At 39.7% G+C, this 22,802-nt stretch carries 15 protein-coding genes and 1 tRNA gene; 5 read left to right on the forward strand and 11 right to left on the reverse strand.

Annotated features, from left to right (window positions below):
• Positions 1–314: hypothetical protein (locus FJR06_RS01190; RefSeq protein WP_168650433.1), on the forward strand; the 314-nt coding region annotated here is incomplete at its 5' end.
• Here FJR06_RS01190 and FJR06_RS01195 read toward each other — a convergent pair.
• The 5 genes from FJR06_RS01195 to FJR06_RS01215 all read right to left on the reverse strand — a co-directional run bounded on the left by FJR06_RS01195 (position 311) and on the right by FJR06_RS01215 (position 9,592).
• The gene (locus FJR06_RS01195; RefSeq protein ID WP_168650435.1) at positions 311–4,588 is read right to left on the reverse strand and encodes an Eco57I restriction-modification methylase domain-containing protein; all 4,278 of its coding nucleotides are present in this window, start codon (positions 4,586–4,588) and stop codon (positions 311–313) included. The genes FJR06_RS01190 and FJR06_RS01195 overlap by 4 nt on opposite strands.
• A 390-nt stretch (positions 4,589–4,978) precedes the next feature.
• The gene (locus FJR06_RS01200) at positions 4,979–5,455 is read right to left on the reverse strand and encodes a type II toxin-antitoxin system YhaV family toxin (protein ID WP_168650437.1); all 477 of its coding nucleotides are present in this window, start codon (positions 5,453–5,455) and stop codon (positions 4,979–4,981) included.
• Positions 5,445–5,768, reverse strand: coding sequence for a hypothetical protein (locus tag FJR06_RS01205; protein WP_168650439.1), 324 nt, complete (start codon positions 5,766–5,768; stop codon positions 5,445–5,447). Before FJR06_RS01205 ends, FJR06_RS01200 begins: the two co-directional genes overlap by 11 nt.
• Before the next feature lie 347 nt (positions 5,769–6,115).
• A complete protein-coding gene (drmD, locus tag FJR06_RS01210) occupies positions 6,116–9,265 on the reverse strand; it encodes a DISARM system SNF2-like helicase DrmD (protein WP_168650441.1) in 3,150 nt (1,049 codons plus the stop codon).
• 132 nt (positions 9,266–9,397) lie between these two features.
• Complete coding sequence (locus FJR06_RS01215) at positions 9,398–9,592, reverse strand: hypothetical protein (protein WP_323294530.1); 195 nt, start codon at positions 9,590–9,592, stop codon at positions 9,398–9,400.
• A 399-nt stretch (positions 9,593–9,991) separates the two neighbouring features.
• Between FJR06_RS01215 and FJR06_RS01220 the strand changes: the two genes are divergently transcribed.
• The 3 genes from FJR06_RS01220 (at position 9,992) to bchL (ending at position 14,128) form a co-directional block, all read left to right on the forward strand.
• Positions 9,992–11,284 (forward strand): ferredoxin:protochlorophyllide reductase (ATP-dependent) subunit N, encoded by a 1,293-nt coding sequence (locus FJR06_RS01220; protein ID WP_168634234.1) that lies wholly within the window; start codon positions 9,992–9,994, stop codon positions 11,282–11,284.
• Between the two features lie 170 nt (positions 11,285–11,454).
• Positions 11,455–13,152, forward strand: coding sequence for a ferredoxin:protochlorophyllide reductase (ATP-dependent) subunit B (gene bchB, locus FJR06_RS01225; RefSeq protein WP_168650443.1), 1,698 nt, complete (start codon positions 11,455–11,457; stop codon positions 13,150–13,152).
• A 73-nt stretch (positions 13,153–13,225) separates the two neighbouring features.
• Positions 13,226–14,128, forward strand: a complete 903-nt coding sequence (bchL, locus tag FJR06_RS01230) for a ferredoxin:protochlorophyllide reductase (ATP-dependent) iron-sulfur ATP-binding protein (protein WP_015079916.1) — start codon at positions 13,226–13,228, stop codon at positions 14,126–14,128.
• Between the two features lie 378 nt (positions 14,129–14,506).
• Here bchL and FJR06_RS01235 read toward each other — a convergent pair whose 3' ends face one another.
• The 5 genes from FJR06_RS01235 to FJR06_RS01255 form a co-directional block, all read right to left on the reverse strand.
• Positions 14,507–16,765, reverse strand: a complete 2,259-nt coding sequence (locus FJR06_RS01235) for a P-loop NTPase fold protein (RefSeq protein ID WP_168650445.1) — start codon at positions 16,763–16,765, stop codon at positions 14,507–14,509.
• Positions 16,765–17,148: a WD40 repeat domain-containing protein gene (locus tag FJR06_RS01240; RefSeq protein ID WP_168650447.1), complete on the reverse strand. Its 384-nt coding sequence runs from the start codon at positions 17,146–17,148 to the stop codon at positions 16,765–16,767. Before FJR06_RS01240 ends, FJR06_RS01235 begins: the two co-directional genes overlap by 1 nt.
• Positions 17,149–17,383: 235 nt before the next feature.
• A tRNA-Ala gene (locus tag FJR06_RS01245) sits at positions 17,384–17,456 on the reverse strand.
• A gap of 45 nt (positions 17,457–17,501) precedes the next feature.
• On the reverse strand, positions 17,502–18,230 hold the full coding sequence (locus tag FJR06_RS01250) for an HAD family phosphatase (protein ID WP_015079914.1): 729 nt from the start codon (positions 18,228–18,230) through the stop codon (positions 17,502–17,504).
• Positions 18,231–18,603: 373 nt separating this feature from the next.
• Positions 18,604–20,064, reverse strand: a complete 1,461-nt coding sequence (locus FJR06_RS01255) for an S-layer homology domain-containing protein (protein WP_168650449.1) — start codon at positions 20,062–20,064, stop codon at positions 18,604–18,606.
• A 688-nt stretch (positions 20,065–20,752) separates the two neighbouring features.
• Between FJR06_RS01255 and FJR06_RS01260 the strand changes: the two genes are divergently transcribed.
• Positions 20,753–21,649: an alpha/beta fold hydrolase gene (locus FJR06_RS01260; RefSeq protein ID WP_168650451.1), complete on the forward strand. Its 897-nt coding sequence runs from the start codon at positions 20,753–20,755 to the stop codon at positions 21,647–21,649.
• Positions 21,650–22,005: 356 nt separating this feature from the next.
• Here the strand turns inward: FJR06_RS01260 and FJR06_RS01265 are convergent, their stop codons facing one another.
• Positions 22,006–22,761, reverse strand: coding sequence for a Uma2 family endonuclease (locus FJR06_RS01265; RefSeq protein WP_015079911.1), 756 nt, complete (start codon positions 22,759–22,761; stop codon positions 22,006–22,008).
• Positions 22,762–22,802: the final 41 nt, after the last annotated feature.

Below are 22,802 nucleotides of genomic sequence, written 5' to 3' on the forward strand. Positions count from 1 at the left end.
ATCAACAACATCCTGTAAATCCTATAATCCTGGAAATCCTGATTCAGACAATTAAAATTACCAAACACCAAACAGAAAATATCAAAACAACATCCTGTAAATCCTATAATCCTGGACATCCTGATTCAGACAATTACCAATTACCAAACACCAAACAGAAAATTTATCAACAACATCCTGTAAATCCTATAATCCTGGAAATCCTGATTCAGACAATTAAAATTACCAAACACCAAACAGAAAATATCAAAACCACATCCTGTAAATCCTATAATCCTGGACATCCTGATTCAGACAATTTCCCCATTCCCTAAAATATCTCAATCTGTTTCACATCATTATTCACTTCCTCCTGTACCTTCTTCTTCCCCCCACCTTTCGCTTTTTTCTTCCCTTTATCATGCAAACCTTCGGCGACTTCTTCCGCGTATCTTTGATGATTTAATTGCAATAATCTATCTAATATTTCCCTGCGTGCATTTTCGCAAATCGTGAAACGGATACCTTGTTTTGTATCATGAAAATCATGATCTAAATCTATATCTTCCCAACCATAAGCAGCAGCTACCGCGTTATCCATTTCTATGTGTAATGTGCGTAATTCTTCAATGTCTGGGTTGGTTTCGTCGGGGTTGTGAAAACGGTTATAGGTTTTGGTTAATCCCTCTTGACGGGTTAACATGATATTTTGGCGGTGAGTGTAATATTTTTCGCCTATTTGTTCTAGGTTTGCGGTTGATGTGGGGAAGGGGAATGTTTCAAAGACATCTGAAGGAGTGTAACGTGCATCTAGTTTTAAACTGGCCCCATATTCTAAACGCCATTCTTCATGTGTAAATCCTTGCATCATTAGATACTCAGACCAAGTAGACATGGTGAATACAACTACTGTATGAGAATAAACTCTTCCAAGCGGTTGAAAAGCTGGAACCCATCTTCTACTTGTTTGTGCTGTTACCAAAACGAGTTTTAGATTTGCGATCGCACTATAAAGTTCTGCACGTGAACGTTCATAAAGCCACCATTTTTCACGTGCTGATTTACTAAAAGTATTTTTATCTCTTTCAGGTTTAACTTTTTCTCTAATAATAGCTAAACAATCAGGATAATCACTTGCATAGGGTTTACCTTTAGGCTTTGTAGGATCATCATGTCCAGCATCTAAAGGCCAATCTTTAAAATTAATCACCCAACGACTAGGAGACTGATCAGGATTTGTATTCAAATCTTCTCCATTCAAATAAGGAAATAACACATCTTTATTTTTTGGATCTTTTTCAATTAATGCTTGTGCTTCCTCTGGAGTCAAAACAAAACCCATACCCAACACATAAGAACCAATAAAAGATTTATTTTGATTTGCTGCTAACCGATAAGGATTACCAGATGCTTTACCAGGATTTGTTAAAAATGCCGTAATCCCATTTACAGGCTTTTCATCTAAAATAAAATCACCATTCCAATTACCTTTTCTCAACCAAACATAAGCAACTTCTAAACTCGCACTACCTGGCCAAGTTCTACTAGGAACAGCCCGATAAATGGTACAATCTTCTATTAACTGGTCTAACCCTACTTCCCTAGTATCACCTTGGGCTATAGTATTTGTAGCAATTAACCCAAACCCACCATTTTCATTTAATAAATGTTTAGCTTTGAGGAAAAAGTAAGCACAAAAATCAGCACTACCTTTTTTATTATTACCAATCCATTTAACAATAAAATCTCGATATTCTGTACCTAAACTACCAGTAATTTTTTGTCCACCCATAAACGGCGGATTTCCGACAATAGCATCAAAACCTTTTTGGGAATGGGGAACACTTCGACTTACTTCGACTTCGCTCAGTACACGTCGTTCAGTACCAGTTGGTAATGAAGAATTGGTAGATTTTGATTTTGACGACTTTGATTTTTGAGAACTCGAAGAATTAGCAACCAATGATAAAGAACTATCAATAAAAACTTCAGGAAATTCTAACTCCCAATGAAACGGACGCAACTTATCAAAATTGGGTAAAGCCTTACCCATACCATCAGGAATATCCGCACCTTCCCGAAACGAATTTAATAAAGTCTTCCTTAAACCTTCCCTTTCCTTCTCATTCCAATTATTCAAATAACTCCCCACCAATAAATTACAACCTTGACGTAAATCAAAACTAATTGCTTCAGCCTTTGTCAATAAAAACGCCTTGCGATTTTGGTCCTCTGGAGTCAACACAGGTAAAGCCGCAATTTCTCGCCGTAACTCCACCACCTTATCAATTTCTCGGCGTATTTCCTCTGCAAATAATTCCGGTGTTCCCGTAATATCCAAATTCCAATAACGCAACTGTTCCAAACTCACACCAATTAACGAATCACCACATTTAAAAGCATGATCTAAAAACGTAAACGGACGGTTTTTTTGCAACGTTATCAACCATAAAGATAACTTCGCCATTTCCACCGCCAACGGGTTTTTATCCACCCCATACAAACACCTATCCGCAATAATCCGCCGCGCCACCGTCAAGCGTTCATCAGCTTCCTTGGGAATTACGCACTCCTGCGGTACAGATTTTGACAGCGTACCCTCCGGCGCTACCACCACCTTACCAGGATTAGCCTTTTCCGCATTTTCCCAGGCTTCCACCAACCTTTCCGCCAAATAGCGACAAGTCTGCACCAAAAACGCCCCCGAACCCATAGCCATATCGCATATTTTCAACTGTAATAACTCAGCCGCAGATTTAAGTTTCCATTCCTGCTGCGGTTTCCCCTCCGCTACACCCTCATATACCAAAGGTTCTAAAGTGTACTTGACAATTTCCTCAGTTAAATTCCGGGGTGTGTAGTGAGTTCCCGTTTCCCTTCTATCAGTCCCCTGAGTCACATACACACTACCAGCAGGAATCACCACCGGATAACCCAAAGTATCCAACCGCACCAACCCCGCCAAGGGACGCACCTGGTTAAACAAATCCAGATCATTATTACAAGCAGTTGATAAACGTTGTTCCTCATAGCTTGTTAATTCCACCTGCAAAGCCTTTTTTAAAGCCGTCTCTGACCTGCCAGTAGCTTTTTTGAGAAATTTAATCAAATCAGGATTATCTTCCAGCTTAGGCTTTTTATTTCCCACTCCCATTTCTAAATTCTTCATTCTAAATTCTTCATTCTTTATTCCCAATTCCCCCAACCCAATTTCCGGTTCTTGATACTTAGTCCCCACCAGTCCCAACACCGGGGAAGTTGCCCTAACTGCCGTATGGTCAAGTAACCCTTCATACACATGACCAATTTGTTCAATATCCAAAGCCCGGAAAGATAACCTGCGTGGTTCTACAGTTCCCGCGACTTTAATTTGTAATATCTGCAACGCTTCCAACAAATGCAACACAATCCGGTTATTTACGGGAATAGGTGCGGCTGAACTTGTTTCCCAGGTTGTCCCCTCCGTCCTTCCTTCCAAAAACGGAAACCTATCCGGGTCAAATAAACTCCCACCATAAGCCGGTAACTTTAAACTATCATGATCTACACCAGCATAAACCGCCCGAAAAGTTGCCAACAACCGACACCAAGCATCATAACGCCGTTCTAAAATTTCCTCCCCTTCCTTATCTGCTTTTTGCTGTAACTGTTCCCGAATCGTCGAAACCGCATAATACAGATCATAAATCGGGTCGCCCAACAATAGCAAACCCCGTTCCTCTGCGGAAAACAGAAACACCAACCGCATCATTATAGTTAAAGCCGCTTGATAAAGTTGAGTTTCGGAAATTCCTGTTAATAAAGTCCGGTTTCTATCTTGGTCTATGCGGTCTAACGCTTGTACCAACACCTCCACAGCCTTACGGACTTGATACCCCAGTTGGTCTGTAACTTCCTGTTGGTCTGTGAGACTATCAGCTAAAAGTTGTTCTAAAATTTGCGAATTATCAACACTAAAAAAGCGGTAAGCACTCAACAAACTTTTAAAAGCCCGCAAAGTGATATGTTCTTCTAACCACAGGCTACTGTACCAAGAAATATAACCAGCAGTTTCTCCCCTGGGTGCATTAACTAACATCCAATGTTCGCCATTTGTCACCAACCCCAACCGCACATTACAAGCGTGCAGTAACTCCATCATTCTTGTAGCCGGACTAGCTTTCCAACGCTTATCAATTAAAGATTTTTCTAGACTTTGGTTAGCGGGGACTATCTGCACCAATAACCGGACTTTCCCCTCACCTCCTTTTCCCCCCAGAGGTGCAGGTTCAACTACCACCCAGTCAGGACGTAAAGTTTCACCATGTTGGGCAATATTAGCATAAAGACCTGTGGGGATACTTTGCCCTTTTAATAGCACTTCATCAGGTAATTCTAAAGTCTGTTGTAAAACAAAATTCACCCAAGCGCGATGAATCGCCACCTCTGGTTTTACACCATTTTGATTATCTTGCCATTCTTGATAAGCTAACCGTAACATTTTTAAATGTTCTGGATCATGGGCATCCAAACCAGTGGGAAAAGCCTTTAAAAGTACAGGTAAACTCAGAAACGGACCAGAAGCTTCAACTAAAGATAACCATTCAGCGTGATGACGGGCGGTAGACATAATTGGGGAATGGGGAATAATTTGTCAGAATCAGGATATCCAGGATTTAAGGATGTATAGGATGGGATAACAATTGAAAATTAATTATCTGTTAAAAATCCGCGTTTATCGGCGTTTATCCGCGTTCAATCATCTATTATTTGTAGATAGTATTTTGTCAGAATCAGGATATCCAGGATTTAAGGATTTTCAGGATGTTTTTGATAAATTGTCTGTGAATAGTTGACATTATAAAATACTTTTACCTTAATAGTCAACTCATTATAATAGCCAGGGAATAAATTCCCTGTCTAAAAGCTAAAGTCGGTTAAAACCGACTATTTTTATGAGAAATTTTCTTATTTATTGTCTAAACATGGCTAACGCCACGCTACGCTATCAAACAATTCCCTATTTAAAATTATCTAAATTAGCTTCATTCATATATTCAATCATAAATTGATCCACATTTTCAGGAAAATCACCATTTTCAACTTTTTTAGTAAACACTTGGTAACAATCTTTTTTATCCCCTTCCTTACGCGGAAAACCTAACCACAGAATAATAATTATCTTTTGTTCTTTAAAAACCCTAAAAAACAATCTATATCTTTCTGGTAGTCCCATTTTTTTGAGACGACCATACTTTTGTAAAGGTTTTTGTAAAATGAAATATGACGCAAAAGGGTCTTGGGTAATTTTTTCTTTAATCCCAATATTTAACGCTTTTAATAATTTCGCGTCTGGATGTTTGATAAATTCCTCTTTGGGTAATTCATCTTTTAATTTTTTCACCTTATCACGCAATTCTATCCATTGGGTACTAAATAATGGGTCAAAAAATATCTGCCACCCATTACAAGTAAATGCAGCTTCCCTATTCTCCAATTTCTACATTTGCTACTAAATCATCTATTTCTTCGCTCATTTCCTGGGTATACATAACCAATTTATCAGGATTTTTTATAGCATCTTGCATGAGAAAATCTAAAAATAAACTTAACATCACACTTTCATCTTCATCATCATTATTAGTATTATTCGTATCTAATTTTACTAACAATGTGTTATCGGATAATACCTGTAAATAACCTGAAGCATTAGCTAAATGGGGATAATCTTTAAAAAAAGATTGCGGGAGACGAAACCCATTTTGATTACCAATTTTTGCAGGATTAATAGGATAAATTTTATCAGCCATAATGTTTTTATGTAACTGGTTTTTCCCAAGTATATATTTTTATTATAACATAAGTTATAACTTATTTATAATTCTTAACAATCACATCCTGAAAATCCTTAAATCCTGGTTATCCTGATATGGCTAACGCCACGCTATCAGACAAATAACAAATATCAAACACCACCCAGAAAATATCCAAATAACATCCTGTAAATCCTTAAATCCTGGACATCCTGTTCGCGCAGCGTGGCGTTAGCCATTTCAGATAAAAAAATCAAAAACACCCCATGAAAAAACCTAAAATTACATCCTGTAAATCCTCAAATCCTGGACATCCTGATTCTGACAAAATTAATCCCAATTCCCTATTTCGCTAACTTTTGCGGGACTAAATAAATAACCGCTAACGGAAATAGTCTAGGTGTAGGATTTGTAAACCGCGCTTTCACTGCTGCAACCTCCCTTTCAACTTCTGCGGGAATTTGTGCCAATCTCACCTTTAAACTATTAACATTACGCTCAAACTGTTCTTTTTCTGCTGTATTAAACAATTCCAACTGCTTAATCTCCGGTTCATTTAATTCTTGTTCAATACTCCTTTGTAATTCTGTTAAAATAGCAGTAATATCCGCCGCTTCTTTTTCCGCCCGATTGCTTAAATCTCGCTGTAAACTCTTAGTTTTATCTTGCATTCGCACTTGCAAAGATTGCATTAATAAATCTGCATGACTATTCCATAAACTCTCTAAAGTCTTTCTTATCTTTTCCGGTGCTAAATCTGGTAAAACTGCCGATAATGCGGCTTCAATTTGCTTCACACCCAAGCGGTTAAATTTACCTTCCTTTAATAAACCTCCCGCCGTAATTACTTCTTCATGTAATCGTTGTTGGTCACTTCCTAATATTACCAATCTTCCATAAGCAATTACCGCCGGTGTCTCTAAAACTGAATTAGGAACTAATCGCGCCGTCACTCGATTTAATGATTTTTTTCCCTCTTTTGACCACACTTCCGCCCTTAACAAACGTAAACACATTTGCACCAACCGATGATTCAAATGCGCCAATACTACATCATCTCGACCGTGGGATAATTCAGGGTCAAAAACAATAGGACGAATTACTTTTGTATGGGGATGTGCTAACCCTTCACTACAAGCAGCCCAACTACTTTTCAAAGGTGGTAAATAAAAAGCTTTCCCGGTTACTTCTGCTAAATTAGCCTCAATTAACCCTGGTTGTTCTGCTAATTCCAACCCAATCTTTACCACTGCTTCAATATTATTTGGTGTCAGTCGTAAATGTTGACGAGTTTCATTTAATTGTTCTCGTAATTTTTCAATTTGTTCCCGGACTTGACGCTCAAATTTTAACATCCGGCGGACAGGTTCTGATTCCTTTTCTGCTACTGTTGTATCTAAAATAGTCCGTTTTCCCATCATTGCTTCTTCTACTTGGGCAGCAATAACTGGGCCAACTTTTCCCAAATCTTCCCGAATATTATTAACCTTTAAAGCCGCCCGCATGAGAAATTCTAAATCCCCTTCTAGTTCTCCCGGTTTAATTCCTTGGGTGCTATTTTGCTGATAATCTTTACCGACAAAGTGATAAATTAATACTTCTGAAGCCTTTTGTCCATGTCTATCTATCCGCCCATTTCTTTGTTCCATGCGGTTAGGATTCCAAGGGATTTCATAATGAATTAACCGCGAACAAAAGTTTTGTAAATCTAAACCTTCACTGGCTGCATCTGTAGCTAATAAAATTCGCACTGGGGAAATATCAGGATGAGCTTGAAATGCCGCTTTTACCTGTTCTCTGTCGTCTGATTTCATCCCCCCATATAGAGTCATTAACCTTTCTTCCTGGACTAATCCTTGTGCCGCTAAGAGGTTATATAACCATTTTTGTGTGGCTCGATATTCTGTGAAAATAATGACTCTTTCATTAGACCATTTTCCATCTGGTTTAATATAAGTATGAATCCAGTTGAGGAGTTCTTTGGCTTTAGCATCAGCTAATCTCGCTGCTGTTTCTGCCCATTGCAACATTTGGGTTAATAAACTTTGTTCTTCAGGATTTAATTCTCTAAATAACCGAGTTGTATGAGTAATTGCTTCATCTGTAGATTCTTCATAAACATCATCATCAGCAAAATCTTCTTCAATTTCTTGTAACTGTCGCCGCAAAATTCCTTCACTGGGTCGAGATAAACTAGATGCTGTGCGACGACGGGCAGTAGTTAATGATTGTTGGTGTTGTTCTAAGGTACTAGCAAAAGCTGCTGGTGAAGAAAATAGGCGTTTTTTTAAGAGTTTTAACACAAATTCAGTGGCATATTTTTCTGTATTATCTGCCACGCCCTTGCAGCGTAATTCTGTATATCTTTTTAAGGCAGCGTGGGCTTGACGTTCTGCGGCTGGATAATCTACAGAAATGGCTGCTAATTGGCGTTTAGGAAATAGTGGTGAACCATCCCAATTTTGCATTTCCTGTTTTAACCTGCGTACCATCACCACCTGTAATTGTTTCCTGTCTGGTGTTACCCCCCGTGCAAACCGTTGAGAATCGAGTAATTCTAATAAAGCGGTGAAACTTTCGGGGTAGCCGTTATGGGGTGTGGCAGTCAAAAATAACTTATGTTCAAAGTGGGGGACTAATAGCCGAATAGCAGCCGTTCTCATGGAATCTACGGCATATTTGCCCCCACCAGAGGGGGCAACGTTATGGGCTTCATCAACGATTAATAAATCAAACCTGCGGGGGTAGAGAGATTCCCCTTCACCTGGTAATATTTCTCCCAACAGACGTAAAGGGCGATCGCGTTTCAAAAAATCTATGGAAGTAATTAACCGGGGAAAATGTTGCCAAGGGTTCACATGAATACCCCGTTTCCTTCGCAGTTCTTTCATTAATGCACTGTCAACAATCCGAAAATCTAAACCAAATTTATCCCGCATCTGTTCTTGCCATTGCACTTGTAGCGAAGATGGACAAACTATGACAATCCGATGGCAACGATGACGAATAATTAATTCTTGGGCTACTAAACCAGCTTCTATGGTTTTACCTAAACCCACATCATCAGCAATTAATAAGTTAACACGGGGCATTTGAATTGCCCGTACTACCGGATCTAATTGATAATCTTCAATATCTATACCACTGCGAAAAGGTGACTGTACAGTGCGAATATCAGCCGTGGAAGCTGCACCCCATCGTACTGCATCGAGAAAAGCATCTAACCGTTCTGGTGAGTCAAAACCTTTGGGTTGGGGTAATTCCATTTTTTCATAAATATGCGCCCCCACTTCCAATTCCCATATAACCTGTAGTTCTTCTCCCAAACCATCATCTTCTACAGAAGAGAGTTTGACCAAATGCTGGGTTTTTGTCACTCCACCCAACACGGGGTTAGTAGGTAAGCTGGTATGATGAACATCACTGACAACATATTGACGGGAACGCACATTCACCAGTTGACCTTGTTCGGGAATAGCTCTAACTACGGTCATAAGTAATTCAAGATAAAATGAGTCTGGTGTTTAGCCTGTTGGTAATTTAGCATTTAAATACACATCATATGAAATCCACTCCAACGCATGACTTTCACTCGTCCAACTTTCGGGTCTTCCACTTCTAAAGTTTCAGTTGCCTCGGGCCAAGTCTCCGTCCTTTAGTAACTGCTTAATCTCACTTAAAGATAGATTTTCATGAATAACTTTATCTAGTAGTTCCCTACGTTCATCTTCATCTTTAACTTTAGCGATCGCCCTAGCTTTGGTGGATTCTCGTTGACCCTGCCGCAAGGTTTCCAAGACATCATCGGGTAAATTCAACAATGGCAAACGACTAGTACCGCAGGGCGGAAGTCAAAAGTCATTACATATCTTGATTTCGATTAAAGAACAAACCATCAAATTAAAAACTATTGGGCTGACGATTATTAGCTTGTATTCCCTAAATATATTTACTCATTGTCGCCTCAAAAGAAATTGCAGATCCTTATACTCCTGTAAACCTTTGCAACTTTTTGCCCCATCTCTAGGTTTTAGTCAATATAGTAAAGACAACTAACTTATCGATCGCCATGCGATTCCTAGGTCGCGCTAGTTCCCTCCGGGACGCAATGCGAACGCTATCGCGCATTTCCGCAACCATGACATGACTCAGCCCTGCAAAACTTAGGGCGGTCATAAAAACGAAACATTAGGGATTTAAGCCCCAAAGGAGAGCAAAACATGGCTCTAGAGCCTTGCACGGAAGTTCCTGTTCAAACATATAGTCCCAAAGCTATCGCTGATATCCCCGTACTCAAAGAACGAGGACAGAGAGAAGTATTTTGTGGCTTGACAGGTATTGTCTGGCTGCACCGCAAAATGCAGGATGCTTTTTTTCTGGTGGTGGGATCGCGTACCTGCGCCCATTTGATCCAATCTGCGGCTGGCGTAATGATTTTTGCGGAGCCAAGATTTGGTACAGCCATTCTCGGTGAACGGGATTTGGCAGGACTCGCTGATGCTAATGACGAATTAGACCGTGTTGTTGATCAGTTACTAGAGCGCCGCCCTGACATTGGGACATTATTTTTAGTGGGATCATGTCCCTCTGAAGTAATTAAGCTCGATCTTGCCAAAGCTGCGGAACGACTCAACCAGAGATTTTTTCCTAAAGTTCGGATTCTTAATTATTCAGGTAGTGGCATCGAAACCACCTTTACCCAAGGCGAAGATGCCTGTTTGGGATCGATGGTTCCCGTACTGCCCCGCAGCGATGAGCCAAGCCTGATGATAGTTGGTAGCCTCGCAGATGTCGTAGAAGACCAGTTCCAAAGACTTTTTGACAAAATGGGGATGGGTCCGGTTTATTTCTTCCCGCCGCGCCGTGCTGCTGATTTGCCCCCCATCGGCAAGGGTACAAAATTATTATTAGCCCAACCATTTTTAAGCGATACCGTGCGATCGCTGATTTCGCTTGGTGGGACATTATTACCATCGCCTTATCCCTTTGGGATCGAAGGGACGACTGCTTGGTTAAAAACCGCCGCCGATGCTTTCAATGTTGATAACGATAAATTTGAACAGGCCATCGCCCCCGCCGCTAGTCGTGGCAAAGTTGCGCTAGATCGCTATCGTCAAGCCCTGACAGGTCGCAAGGCTTTCCTATTTCCCGACTCACAATTAGAAATACCTTTAGCCCGTTTCTTATCGAGAGAATGTGGCATGGAGCTAGTCGAAGTTGGCACACCTTATATCGATCGCCTATTGATGGACAGCGAAATTAACCTGTTGCCAGTTGGGACAGCTTTATCAGAAGGTCAGGATGTGGAAAAGCAACTCGATCGCTGTCGTGGGGCGAAACCCGATATCACAGTCTGTGGGCTTGGCCTAGCCAATCCTCTCGAAGCTGAAGGGATGGCTACAAAATGGTCAATCGAGTTGGTATTTTCACCGATTCACGGTTACGACCAAGCCGCCGATTTAGCCGAGTTGTTTGCGCGTCCGCTTGAGAGACGTAGAAGATTAACAGTCTAAGAAATAGAGCGCGAAGCACTCTATATTCTTATTGATTTTTTTATATTGACATATACTAACCACGGCTAAAATATGGACTTTTAGAGAATCACAAAAACCCTAGATGTGCAGGGGTTTAGCACTACTAAACCCTATAGAATCAAATAATTAAACCGTGTTCAGTATAACCTATGGAACTAACTCTCTGGACTTACGAAGGTCCTCCCCATGTCGGGGCTATGCGAATCGCGACAGCTATGGAAGGAGTGCATTATGTGCTTCATGCGCCCCAGGGCGACACCTATGCTGACTTACTATTTACGATGATCGAAAGACGCGATCGCCGTCCACCTGTCACCTATACGACTTTTCAGGCTCGCGATCTTGGTGGTGATACTGCCGAAATGGTCAAGACTTCGGTTCGCGACGCTTACGATCGCTTTAAGCCCCAAGTAATGCTAGTTGGTGAAAGCTGTACTGCCGAACTGATTCAAGATCAACCAGGCTCATTAGCAAAGAGCATGGGATTGCCGATCCCCGTCGTGAGTTTGGAATTACCTGCCTATTCCAAAAAGGAAAATTGGGGCGCTAGTGAAACGCTGTATCACCTAGTCCGCACTTTACTCCTGCCCGTTGTTCCGCCACCGAATACACCAAGACCTAAACGCGATCCCCAGATTCGTCCTCAAGCGAACATCATTGGTCCCACAGCGCTAGGATTTCGTTGTCGTGACGATATTCGCGAAGTCGTGAAGTTACTTGCTGAGATCGGCGTAGATGTGAATGTGATCGCCCCGATGGGATCGACTCCCGATGACTTGAAGCGGATTCCTGATGCGGATTTTAATATTTGCCTCTATCCCGAAATTGCCCTGACAACTTGTACTTGGCTTACCCGTAGTTTCGGACAGCCTGTGATCAAGACCGTCCCAATTGGTGTCGGTGCAACCCGTGATTTTATTGCCGAAATTGGCAAGGTTGCGGACATTGATGTGAGTGACGCTCTAGCACGATCGCAGTCTGACACCCTCGGCAATTGGGATGCAGCGCGTATTTCTACCGCCGCTAATCCTAATGCTTCTCGACTTCCTTGGTATTCGCGATCAGTTGACTCTACCTATTTAACAGGTAAGCGCGTTTTCATCTTTGGTGATGCCACCCACGCTCTCGCCGCCGCCAGAATCGCTACGGAAGAATTAGGCTTTACCCTTGTCGGGCTTGGAACCTATAGCCGTGAATTTGCGCGGGAAGTCCGCGAAGTTGCCAAGAAACATGGACTCGAAGCCGTGATTAGTGATGACTATTTAGCTGTCGAAGCCAAGGTTGCCGAAGCTGCTCCAGAACTAGTGCTTGGCACTCAGATGGAACGACATATTGCCAAACGCTTGGGTATCCCTTGCGCGGTAATTTCTGCACCGATTCACGTTCAAGATGTGCCTGCGCGTTACTCACCCCAAATGGGTTGGGAAGGTGCGAATGTGATTTTTGATAGCTGGGTACATCCCTTGATGATGGGTCTGGAAGAACATTTAATTGGTATGTTCAAGGAAGATTTCGAGTTTGCCGAAGGTCATATCAGCCATCTGCATACTGCCCCATCGCAAGAATCACGCGCCCTAGAGTCCAGATCTCCCGAACAGGCGATCGCCTCTATCAGTAATCTCACCAGTAATCTCTCCAATAATTCCGATCAAGTTATTCTCACGCCCCTAGCGGAAGCCCTTGAAGGAGTCTCTTGGAGTGCGGACGGTGAAGCCGAGCTAAAGAAAATCCCCTTCTTTGTCCGCGGCAAAATCAAGCGCAATACCGAGAAATTTGCCAGCGATCGCGGGATCACCTCGATTACTTCAGAAACTCTCTACGAAGCAAAAGCAGCGATCGGCAAGTAAAACCCTCACCCCCCAGCCCCCTCTCCCATAGGGAGAGGGGGAGCAAAAAAATTATTGATATTAGGAGTCTATTTTGGCAGTTTTAACATCACATCCACCATCAGTTACCAAATGCGAAGAATCAGAAGGTAGCGTTCAGGTATTCCAAGATCCATCAATGGTAATTGAAGGTGCTTTAGTTATCGCCGTTTATGGCAAAGGCGGTATCGGTAAATCGACAACATCCTCCAATCTATCCGCAGCATTCTCGCACCTCGGTAAACGAGTATTGCAAATTGGTTGCGATCCTAAGCATGACAGCACCTTTACACTCACCAAAAGAATGGTTCCCACGGTCATCGATGTTCTCGAAACCGTTGACTTCCATTCCGAAGAGTTGCAAACCGATGACTTCATGTTTGAAGGTTATAACGGCGTAATGTGTATTGAAGCTGGTGGACCTCCCGCAGGTACTGGCTGTGGTGGCTATGTTACAGGTCAAACCGTGAAGCTGCTCAAAGAACATCACTTGCTCGAAGACACCGATGTTGTGATTTTCGATGTACTTGGCGACGTGGTTTGTGGTGGCTTTGCGGCTCCTTTGCAACATGCTCATTACTGCTTGATCGTTACTGCTAACGATTTTGACTCGATCTTCGCCATGAATCGCATTGTCGCCGCCATCCAATCGAAGGCGAAAAACTATCGCGTTCGCCTCGGTGGCATCATCGCTAACCGTAGCGAAGGAACTGATCAAATTGACAAATTTAACGATCGCGTTGGCTTGAAAACCTTGGCGCATTTCCGCACCGTTGACGCAATTCGCCGCAGTCGTTTGAAAAAATGTACTGTGTTTGAAATGGAGCCTGATCCTGAGGTTCTGGAAGTACAGCAAGAATATCTCAAGCTGGCGAAAGGGATGCTTGAAGATGCGACACCCTTGTATGCTCAACCCCTCAAGGATCGCGAAATTTTTGATCTACTAGGTTTTGACTAATCATCAAAAAACTCACTAAGCGAAGGCTTTTTGATTTGGAATTTAACGAAAAAATGCAGGCGTAATCCATGAATTGCACCTGCATTTTTTGTGTCATACTTAACTAAAAGCCACTATAGTAGCGACTTGAACGCGCCATTGCCGCAATTTTCGATTAAACTATTAATCAATTGCTATACAGTACTTCCCGGTGTTATGAGGTACATATCTAGCGGGCAAGACTTGTACTGAGCTTGCGATGCCCTGAGCCTGTCGAAGGGTCGAAGTATGCCCGCACTACAAGAGTTTCATGATTCAACTTTGTACCTCATAAGAGCGGAAACCGCTGTATGATGTTTTTTCTCACGCAGAGACGCAGAGAGGAATTAAGAGTTTGGTTTAAGGATTTTGAAATCCATATTGTTTTTGACGGTCTTCAAATCTATATTCACGGTTGTAGTTATCATCTGGATCATAGCCAATATCGCCAACAAAGCAGAAGGAAACAGCTAAGTTAAAGGTTCTTTTTTCAAATACAAATTCTTTTTCTGGTGGCATTTTACGAAAGTCGTTTTTAAACTTTTTCCATTCTCTTTGGTTATGTCTATCCATAAATATATCTAAATTCTGTAAGTGATTCAGACATTCATCTTTGGGTATTTTGATTGTATCTTCATCGTTTTCTTCAAACTTTAAATAAATCTCTTCTAATAATTTCCGCATTTCTTTGGGATATCTTCCAGCTAAAGCGAGAAACGCAATTAATGTTTGTTTGTATTCTTTTTTTGGTTCTTGTTTCCATGTTTTGTCATTGGCTGCTGGAGTCCAGATAATTTTAATGACTTTGCAAATATTAACCAGTCGCTTTGCGGTTCTGGGAGTTAAATCAACGTGCTGACAACATTCTGATATCCACTCGAACTCCTCGGAAGTGAATTTCTGACAATCAACTAACGAGGTTGGATTTTCAGAATTTGGGCTTTTTTCACCATCATTTTCTTTGTTATTATTTTCTTTAGTTCTGGGTTCAGAAATTTTATCAGAATAAGTATAGAATTCCATATGTCCTTTTTCAGAATAATCCTCCCACATAGTTATTTTTTCTTTTTGAGGTTGATCTTTTTGAGGTTGATCTTCAATATCTATCAAAGAACTTAAATATTTTCCTGTCACATCTTTGTTAATGGGTCGCATTCTGTAGGGAATTTGGATAATTTTCTCTAAATAATCAACACCTGAAGGAGTACCACCACGTTTTAAAACTCCTCTATAAACTTGTTCTAAAGCACGACCAATATAACGGTCATCTATTGCTAAGACAATGATAAAAATATTCGTATTTAACAATAGTTGTACTGCTTCTAAAACTTGAACAACTTTATCAGGAGGACAACGATCTAAATCATCTATATATAAAACTATTCTCGCTGGTCCTCTGGGGAAATATTTTTTAAGAACTTCGAGTTTGTCGGGATTTGTATGTGCTGGTATATAGGTTAAATGTTCTGATAAATCTTTCAAATCATTTTGAACTTGGTTCATTAATCCCAGTCGTTTTTGATAAGAATCATCCTCTAATCTGTTATTGACAAAATCTAATAAAGATGGATATTGATAGCTTAACCCAACACGCTGTTTCTGTTCCTCAATTTTTACTTTTATTGATTCAATATTCTGCTGGTTTTTATCTTTTGCATCTTTAATTGCTTTATCCTTTTTAGCAGCTAGTTTCTGTTTTATCTCTTCGGTATCTTTTTTCGCTGATTGAAAATCTTTGTAAATCTTGAATATAAAATTAATGTGTTCTTTAAAGTTTTTATTGTCTTTGAATAAAGTATATATACTAACTATACCTGTTAAAAATGTAGTTAAGGAAGCTATAACACTAGCAATCCAGGGTTTTAGTGCTGGTAAAATATAAGGTAAAACATGAAATCCCAAAATATAAGCTATGAGTATGACAACTAATATTATTAATATAATGCCAGATAACTTATTTAAATTTTGTTGGTCTTGACAAAATTCCCATAATCCAATTATTTTTATTTTTATTTGAGATAAAAAACTATTAACTGTTTTATGATTTTGTAATATCTTATTTATTGGATTATCTTTAGGTGAATTTTCATTATCAATTAAATCTCCGACTTCTTTAATTAGTTGATATTTATTTAATTTATTGAATTGGTTAAAAATAGGAATTTTCTTTTCTAAATCTTCTTTATCTTCAAAACCATATAATTTTAATAAAAAATTGAAAGCATCTTTATTTTTACTCAATTTATCAAGTTGAATGAGAAACGAAATAACTATATTTATGCGGTGATATTTTTTATTTACTTGTTTTTCATTTATCTGATTCTTATTGTTTATTTTTAATTCTTCTTGTTGAAGTTCGATTTCTAAATTTTGTAGTTCTTCTTGTTGTTCTTTTCTAACTAGGCTAAAAATACCCCAAAGGGTATTCCCATTAACATTTTTTCCTCTTAACTTCTTAAATACTTCCTGAAAGTTAGACTCTAATGCCTTTCTATCACTACCACTCATCTGATTGAGGACACCCCAAATATCACCTCCTGCTAAATCATTTTCTCCAACATCTCTTAACTGCTGTTCTAACGTTAATTGTCGGTCAAGTTGCTCAAAAATAGTCTGCATTAAACTTGCCCACAAATCAGATTTAGCATAACTCCAGGCGTTAAATTTAATTTGATAAACATGACCAACATAAAGAGAAATGTTATAGCTGTTTCACTGGTGACATCCCATAACCGTACTTTTCTGTCACTACCACCACTAACTAGCATACTGCCGTCGTGATTAAATGCTACTGACCAGACCGGACTTTTATGACCTTGATAACTTAACAACTTTGTCTCAGTTAGCAAATTCCAAATCTCAATAGTGCCATCTTTTAAACCCACAGCAACGCGTTTCCGTCCCTGGGGTGATATCGCTAATGTATATACCGGACTCTTGAACTCAGCAAGGTGCTTTTCTGGTTCTGGGGTTGTTGGTTCTAGGTCTTGGGGCGCTTCCATACCAGTAGTGTTACCAGTCGCGTGTGGATGTTACTGGTTTATACTATGTTGCTCTTTTGTTGTAAAGAGTTTTATACGTTTGTTTACGTTTCTCTTTTTTATCCCCTGCCTCCTGCACCCCTAGGAACTGGGAGAATTTTGGAAAATCACCTTTGGAAACCAATCTTTATCTACCTGAAATGCGAGTTACTGATTGACAATTAATTTGGCAACGCGGACAATTACTTAATACAAATGGAGAATAGGAGACTCGAACCCCTGACCTCTGCGGTGCGATCGCAGCACTCTACCAACTGAGCTAATTCCCCTTATTCGTGCTTATAAGTTAACAACTCTGATAAACATATTATATTCTAACACTCAGGAACGACAGATTGCACATCTTTTTCTAAAAAAACTTCCTGTACTCGCTGTAAATCCAAATCAATCAGATAATCAATCGTCCAATTAGCTTGACGGTGTAGCATCTGGAAAGGGTAAGTATTCGCTACTCCCACTACTTGCATTTGGGCGCGTTTAGCTGCTTGGATACCTGCGGGGGTATTTTCAATCACTAAACACTCATCAGGTTCTAAGTTTAATTCTGGATATGTCTGATTTAGACGTTCAACCGCCAGCAAATAGCCTTCCGGGTTAGGTTTATCGCTGCTGATATCATCCCCCGACACAATTACAGGGAAGTATTCAGCTAATTTAGCAGATGTTAATACCATTTCAATTTCTAGGGATAAAGCATCACTGACTAACGCCATTTTGAGATGACGGGAACGAATCTGAAAAATTACATCTTCAATTCCCGAATACAAAGGCAATTTTTCCAGCTTCTCCAATTCCAACACATAAGCTTGAGCTTTGCGAGTGAGTAATTGAGCCATATAAGCTTCCGTCACCACCCTACCACGATTTTTCAGCAGGTTTTGCAGATAAGCGCGATGACTTATCCCTAAAAAGTCTTCACGTTCTTTTACCCGTTGAGGTTGAAGATTTTCCTGTATAAGAATCTCATCTATCAGTTGGATATGGATTAATCCATCTTTAATAATGACACCATTAAAATTAAATAAAACTGCCTTTAAACTCATAGTGCAAACTGGAAACAATCCTCCAGATGATTATTTATCAGAGTAAATTACCGGAATACATTTAAGATTAACCCATTTTTGAAAATATACAAGAGTCAGATCCCCGACTTCTTGAAGAAGTCGGGGATCTTGTTGTCATAGCTTGACAGAGATATTCCACAACCTTGTAAAATTACGTTTACTTGTAATTATACCCAAAATGGACGCATCTTTAAATTAAACTTAACGTAAAACCCATAGCCTTGATTTGTAGGTTGGGTTGTGGAACGTGAACGTTCGCGGAGCAATTAGCATGAAACCCAACGCATTTGTTGGGTTGCGCTGTCGCTTAACCCAACAAAGCAGAAAATTGACAAGATATTGTTTGTCCAATTTATTTTGCAGGTAAATCTGCCACTTCTCCAGCGCTCACCATTGCCCGATACAATAAAGCACAAACATCGGCTCTAGTGGCAACTTTTTTAGGATTTAGTAATTTTTTATTAGGATAATTAGTAATTACACCATTTTCTGTCAATGCGGCGATAAAATTACGATGTTCACTTCTAATACTAGAAGCATCACTATAAACTGAAAGGATATTTTCTGTTGAACCAGTAAATTTATAATTCAATCCTTTGGCTAAAGTTATTAAAACATCTAGACGACTCAGCTTTTGTGTGGGGTTAAAGTTTTTGCTGTTGAGAATAGTAAAAAAGCCCATTTCATAAGCTTCTCGAATGGCATCATAAGCCCAATATCGCTTAGGAACATCTTTAAAATTAATTGCTTCTCGAACTTTACTTTTAATAAAGACTTTTTGCAAAAGGGCAGCTAATTCGGCACGAGTTACTGGTGCATTGGGACGAAAAGAATCATCAGGAAATCCGCCAATTACTTCCATTGCAGCCAATTCAGAAATATATTCCCTAGCCCAATAGTTTTTGGAGATATCAGAAAATGAGACTTGAATACCCTTACCTACACCTATTTTCCGATATTCACTTAATAATTTCCCCAGTTCAAAACTGGAGTTGTCCTGAATTGGAGTCAACTTTACCAAACTACCAGGATTAGCTGTTAAAGCTTTTGCTAAGTTAGAATCAAAGGCATTTATAGATTTACCTACTACAGCAAAATCACCTTCGCTAAAGGAGGTAGGATAAGTACCAGTGGTGGCAACTTTGGCAAATCCTGCGGCTTGATATTGGACAATATTAATCTTTTCCGAACTACTCAGAAAAGTAACTTTTTGGTTATTAACTTCCGTGAAATAATCGTAGGCATTGGTATTATCAACAATGCTATCATTATTGACATCAAAACCATAAAAGGTGCGGACTACTTTGTTTTCTGTGGGATTAGCCGATAAAATCAAGTTAACCGCAGTATTTTCCGGCAAACAAACAAATTCACTGTAACCAATAAAGCGATTATTGGTATCATATAAACGGACAACAATGCGATCGCCTAATTTAAATCCTTTAACAAACTTAGCCTTTTGCTTAATCTTATATTTATAATCACCTAAAAACCTTTCTTGGCGATATTTATTGCCATATTTACTCTTAATAGAAATCCGGGCAATTACTTCTTTGATTGTCCCCCCAGGTTGCCATATATAAAGCGTGAAAGCTGATTTCTTCTCTGGTGAAAAACTCGTATTAACGGGAATATCAATTGCTTCACCTTCAGATTGACCCACTAAAAGTTGCGTTTGTGGAGAATTACCTAATTTTGATGCAACTGGGGAAGAAAGTCTTGATACTGCTAATGCAGAAGATATTGGCGATAATGCGACAACAGAAACGGCTGTAACAACCAGTTTACTCCAACTTAAGTTAATGGGATTCATAAGGATATCCGGTAAGTGGGAAACGAGCGTGGCTTGGCTCCCTGAGAGGAAAGCGACACGGGCGGTTTTAACCGCTTTGAATCTTTTTTCATTACCGCCTTGGAGTTAAGAAATTCGGGGTACTTTTGTGGTGTACTTTCAACGGGACAATTACCGATTCAAATTTCCCAACTCTGTACGCATAATGTGTTGCACGCGATGTGCCTCCCTTTCGGGGTGATGTTAGCTTCGTCAATGTTTTAAGAGCTTTTTAGGCTTGCAACACTGTTTCAGTGACCTTGAAACTGTTTAATCACAAGCGACAGAGCAGGGAACTAGCTACGCATTCCAGGGTGTCGTGACTCAAAAAACGTAGTCAGTGAAGACTTAGACTGGTCAGTACAGCTTGCAATTTCTTACAAGCTCAGTCTCTTTAGGACTGAGTTACTGACAGTATTTTATCTCACACCTGGCCAATGGACTAATATTCTCTAGATCAAAAATTTTTGATGCTAGTGAACTCTACTGGTAACACAGGGCATTTTATATTACTTTTGTCAGATAGGGAAGAGGCAAGTGATAATTGACAATTGATAACTGATAATAATGTGTAGGGGTTTAGCTTTTGCTTTACCCCTACCTATACAATCAAACAATTAAGTCATTTTGACTATAATATAAATAAATAATAATTTAGGAATCTTCACAAATGACAACTACAATCCAGGATTTGCAGACATTAGAAAAACAGGTTTGGACTTGGCGAGATTACAAAATTCAATATACTGTGATGGGTACAGGTCAGCCTTTGGTGCTAATTCACGGTTTTGGCGCTTCTATTGGTCACTGGCGCAAAAATATCCCGATTCTAGCTGCTGCTGGTTATCAGGTGTTCGCTTTAGATTTGCTGGGTTTTGGTGGTTCTGATAAAGCAACTATAGATTATAGCATGGAAGTGTGGGCGGAATTATTAAAGGATTTTTGCCATGCACATATTCAAACACCAGCAATATTTATTGGTAATTCTATTGGCGCTCTTTTAAGTTTAATTGTTTTAACAGAATCTCCAGAAATTGCGGCTGGAGGAGTTTTAATTAACTCTGCTGGTGGTTTGAGTCACCGTCCCCATGAATTAAATCCAATTTTGCGAGTTGTAATGGCAACTTTTAACAAGTTGGTGGCTAACCCAGTGACAGGTAAATTCGTTTTTAACCGGATTCGCCAAAAATCACAAATTCGCCGGACTTTATATCAAGTATATAGCGATCGCACTGCGGTGACAGATGAACTTGTAGATTTACTTTATAACCCATCTTGTGACCCCGGAGCGCAAGAAGTTTTTGCTTCTATTCTCACTGCACCTCCCGGTCCAGGTCCAGAGGAATTATTACCTAAGTTGAAATTTCCGTTATTAGTAATTTGGGGTGCAGAAGATCCTTGGACACCAATTACGGGAGCGAATATCTATGAAGCAGCGCGAGAAAATGGTCAAGATATTAAAGTTGTTCCTATTCCCGGCGCTGGTCATTGTCCCCATGATGAAGTTCCAGATATTGTGAATAGTGAAATTATTGATTGGTTAGGACAGGTAATGGGTAATGGGTAATGGGTAATGGGTAATGGGTAATTGGTAATTGGTAATGGGTAATTGGTAAAAGGTAAGGGTTTTACCTTTGCTATTACCTCATTTATCATTTTGATTAGGTAAGTAGACGAAAATAAATCAAAGTAGATTAAGTAATGTAAAAAATCTGGAGATGATTTCGTAGTAAGGGCTTCAGCCCTCAAATGAGGAATAAATTCCTCACTACAAACTTTGAATTATTCAAGCCGTTCTACTTAGGTATATCGAAAATTAGATCATTCTTGCGTGCATAAACATTGATATTAGTATCACAAAACTTACAATTATAGTCTGTTTCATCTCCTCTCACATAGTTTAATTTATTACAAGCAGGACATTTAATCTGTGTATGATAATTGCTGAATACTTACTTCCTCAACTGATAAACTCAAAGCAGTGGCTATTTGTTCCACGCTCAAACCCATTTCTAATAATTTGGGTATGGCATTTTTTCTGGCTTGTTCTGCTTGTTCAGCCCGTTGTCTTTCTTGTTCAGCCCGTTGTCTTTCTTGTTCAGCGCGTTGAGCAATTTCCGCGTAAGTTAAAAATGGATTACCATTAGGATGATAAAGCTGTAAAGTCTCCTCGCCCAACAGAAACCGAATTTTTAGCCGGGGACTAATAAAGTCTGTAATTTTGGTAATAATATCCAAACCATCTTCAGCCCTTAACCAACCTTGTAAATTATTTTTGTCAGGATCATAGATATAATATTCTTCTACACCATAACGGTCATAGAAAAGTAATTTTTTCTCCATTTCCGCTCTCGTATTACTAGGAGAAATAATTTCAAAGACGATTTGGGGAGGAATACCTGCTTCCTTCCATTGCATATAGGAAAGTCTATCGCCTTTTGGTCTACCCAATACTACGAAAACATCAGGAGCATTAACGATGGTATTTTTGCCTTCAACTGGATACCAAAATAAATCTCCAGCGACAAATACATTGGGGTTATCAGCAAACAGCCAATCTAAATTTTGTTGAATTTCTACAAGAATGCGAAACTGAATCGTATTGTTTGCCACCGGTTGTCCGTCACAATCTGGGTAAATGACCTCTGGCTGGGCTGGTGCTGCGATTTGTGAAACCATAACTCTATCCTCAGCAAGATTTTTTCTAATTATCTACCAAA

The sequence above is a fragment of the Dolichospermum sp. UHCC 0352 genome, assembly GCF_009711925.1.
GTDB classification, from domain to species: Bacteria; Cyanobacteriota; Cyanobacteriia; order Cyanobacteriales; family Nostocaceae; genus Dolichospermum; species Dolichospermum lemmermannii.